The sequence below is a fragment of the Paenibacillus sp. OT2-17 genome (assembly GCF_009827695.1).
Lineage (GTDB): Bacteria > Bacillota > Bacilli > Paenibacillales > Paenibacillaceae > Paenibacillus > Paenibacillus polymyxa_B.
Map to the genome: position 1 here is coordinate 1 of NZ_WUDQ01000396.1, position 3,493 is coordinate 3,493.

Genomic DNA, 3,493 nt, shown 5'->3' on the forward strand with positions numbered 1-3,493 from the left:
CGCTGCTTAACTCGGCGCATCAAATCACGAAAGCAACCAAAGAAACCATTCTCCAGGTTATAAATGATAAGCAGATTCCAGTGGTTCTTGTCTCTGCGCGAATGCCGAAAGCAATTATTCCATTGCAGAAGCATCTTGGTATTTCGGAGCCTCTCATATGCTACAGTGGGGCACTTGTTATAGATAAACACGGGAACAAGCTGAACACCCGTTATATAGATAAGAAAATGACACAGCGTTTGCTTGACAGCCTGGCTGCCTATGATCTTCACGTAAGCCTGTATAAGGATGATGAGTGGTATATTGAGCAATTGGATGCATGGGCGCTTCAAGAACGTGACATCACCAATATCGAGCCTCGCATTTATAGTTTTTCTAAGCGTACCAATGGTTGGAGGGAAGAGACTGATGGAACCAGTAAAATTTTGTGCATGGGTGATCCCGAAGAGATCAGACGAGTCCTTCAAGTATTGCGACCCGTATACGGCGAAGAAGTAAATCTCTACTTATCCAAGCCTACTTATCTGGAAATCATGTCAAAAAAGGCTTCCAAAACCGCAGCCATTCAAATTCTGCTAAAAGAGTACCAACTGAAACAAAGCGATTGTCTGGCTATTGGTGACAACTACAATGATATCGACATGCTGGCCTTTGCGGGACTTGGCATTGCCATGGAAAATGCTCCCCTTGAGGTCAAAGCTGTTGCCAACACCGTTACTCTCTCGAATGACGAGGATGGAGTAGCTCATGCGCTGAAAAACCATATTCTGTTCCCTAAATAAGCAGGTTGAAATTAATTTCCAATGACTGATTCAGGCTGGAGGAATACAGGTGAAAAGAATAGATAAGATTTTAGAGTATATTGCCGAAAGCACCAAGAAAATTTCCAAAGAGGCTTTATTTGCGGGGGAAGGGATTACGGCTGCGGAAATTGCTGATGATCAAAAGATGTTGAGAAACAATGTGAGCAAAGAGTTGAATAATCTGCTGCGTGACGATCTAATCCTTAAAATCAAAGGAAGACCGGTCAGATTTCTGCACAAGCAGATTATCGAGGACACCTTTCGGGTTCGGCTGAAAGAGAAACAAATTGAGGTCAAAAGCATCAAAGAGGTATTGCTGCCTGACGAACAGGTCGATCCTTTCCATGCCTTGATCGGTTTCAGGGGCAGCATGCGTAACCAGGTTGAGCAGGGGAAGGCAGCGATTCTGTATCCTCCTAGAGGTCTGCATACCCTGATAGTCGGGCAGACGGGTGTTGGAAAAACTATGTTTGCCAGGTTGATGTACCATTATGGCAAGTATATGAAGCGGTTTTCAGAGCATGCGCCATTTATCGTTTTTAACTGCGCTGATTATTTCAATAACCCCCACTTGCTACTTTCCCACATCTTTGGTCACGTTAAAGGGGCGTTTACAGGCGCTGATCATGAAAAAGCAGGGCTGGTGGAGAAAGCTGACGGAGGCATCCTGTTTTTGGATGAGATTCACCGTTTACCCCCGGAAGGCCAGGAAATGATTTTCTATTTCATGGATACTCACACCTATAACAAATTGGGCGAAACGGATCGAAAAAGAGATGCGAGTGTGTTATTGATTGGAGCTACGACGGAGGATCCCGGATCATCCATGCTAAAAACCTTCATTAGGCGCATACCCATCACAATCAATATCCCTTCCCTTCAGGAACGTGCTATTGACGAGCAAATGCTGATTTTGAATCATTTGTTTGCTAACGAGGTCAATAGGGTAAACAAGCCGATTAGGATTGAACCAGAGGTAGTAAGAGCACTGATCGGCAGCGTCACCTACGGCAATATCGGCCAGTTAAAGTCGAACATCCAACTGGTATGCGCTAAAGGTTTTTTAAACAGCATACATGAAAACAAAGAAGAAATAGGACTTGATTTTAAAAACCTGCCGGGAAATATCCGAGATGGTTTGTTTAATATTGATAAAACGCAATATAAGATGAAGGAAATCGGATGTATTTCCTCGTGCCTATACATTACTCCTGAAGGAAGAAAAGCTTTGGAGGAAGAGGTTGTTTCCGAGCTGCCGTTTAACCTTTACAAACTAATTGAAGACAAGATTGGCATGCTGAAGGAAGAAGGGCTAGACGACGCCTACATCCACAGATTTATTGCTACGGATGTCAATATCCATATTAAAAGCTTTTATAACCGTTTTTATAAAACCAAGGGGAGCAGGGAACGAATTCTGAAAATTGTGGACAAAGACATCCTTGAATTCTCCGAGCAGATTAAGGAAATGGCCAAAAAGGTACTAAACCGAATTTACAGCGAGAGATTCGTGTATGCTTTCAGTCTTCATTTAAGCGCCTTTTTCAAGCGCACCAGAGAGAAAAAATACGGTGATGCACGAATCTATGAACCGATGAATGAACATGATGAAGAGTACAGACTGGCCCAGACTATCAAAAGTTTGATCGAGTCTAAGTTTGGTGTACATGTACCGGAGGCCGAAATAACTTATATGGCGATTCTTCTGAAATCTGTTGAGGAAGAACGACAGGGTAGTGTGGGAATTATAGTGGCAGCACACGGTACCAGTACAGCGAGCAGCATCGTCGGCGTCGTAGACAGCTTGCTGGGCAGTTCTAATCTTTGTGCTGTTGATATGCCCCTCGATGTCAGTCCTAGGGAAATTTTGGAGCTTATTATCGATAAAGTAAAGAGCATTGACCGTGGTAGAGGCGTGTTGCTGCTGGTTGATATGGGCTCTTTGCTCAATCTTGAAGAAACTATTATGGAACGTGTTGGAATCAATGTAAAGACTATTGATATGGTTTCAACTCCGCTCACGCTGGAGGCTGTCCGAAAGGCCAGTGTTTTTGACATGGGGATAGAGGAGATATACCAATCGCTAAAGGATTTCAGGGGATATAACAATAGCAGCGCCGCAGTGAAAGTAGTTCATAAGGCAATTGTGACGGTTTGCTCCTCCGGCAAAGGTGCAGCGGTCAAATTGAAAGAGTTTGTAGAGAAAGTTGTCTGCGATTTGACGGATGAGGAGATACTGGTTGTCCCGGCAAACGTAAGAGAGTTGGATAAAGTGGTCCAGGATATGCGGTCTAAGCGAACAATTCTTGCCGTGATTGGAGTAAAACGGCCAAGCGAGCCGGAAATCCCGTTTATTCCCTTGGAAAAGCTGATTGAAGCGAGGGGTGAGCAGACATTGAGAGAGCTACTGCTGAATAACAAGCAGATCCCTGCTGTGGATCAAAGTGTAGTCGTCAGGGAGTTATGCGAGGAAAGTCTGAAAGAATTTATGACTTATTTGAATCCCCACAAAATTCTGGGAATGGTGATGAGATTTGTGCAAGAGCTGGAACTTGGATTAGAAGTCAAATTTGATTATGCAACAAAAGTCCAAATTTCTACTCACACAGCTTATGCGCTGGAACGTATGGTTATTCGCGATGGACTTGTTTATCAGGGGGAAGTGAAACAGCTCGACCAGCACATATTCG

The 3,493-nt window shown here is 43.9% G+C and carries 2 protein-coding genes; both read left to right on the top strand.

Going from position 1 to position 3,493, the window contains the following annotated elements; genetic code table 11:
* The coding region (locus GRP75_RS21875) for a Cof-type HAD-IIB family hydrolase (RefSeq protein WP_160790347.1) at positions 1 to 782 on the top strand (782 nt) is incomplete at its 5' end.
* A 49-nt stretch (positions 783 to 831) separates the two neighbouring features.
* Positions 832 to 3,493 (top strand): sigma 54-interacting transcriptional regulator (locus GRP75_RS21880; protein WP_160790348.1); only part of this gene is annotated, 2,662 nt, incomplete at its 3' end.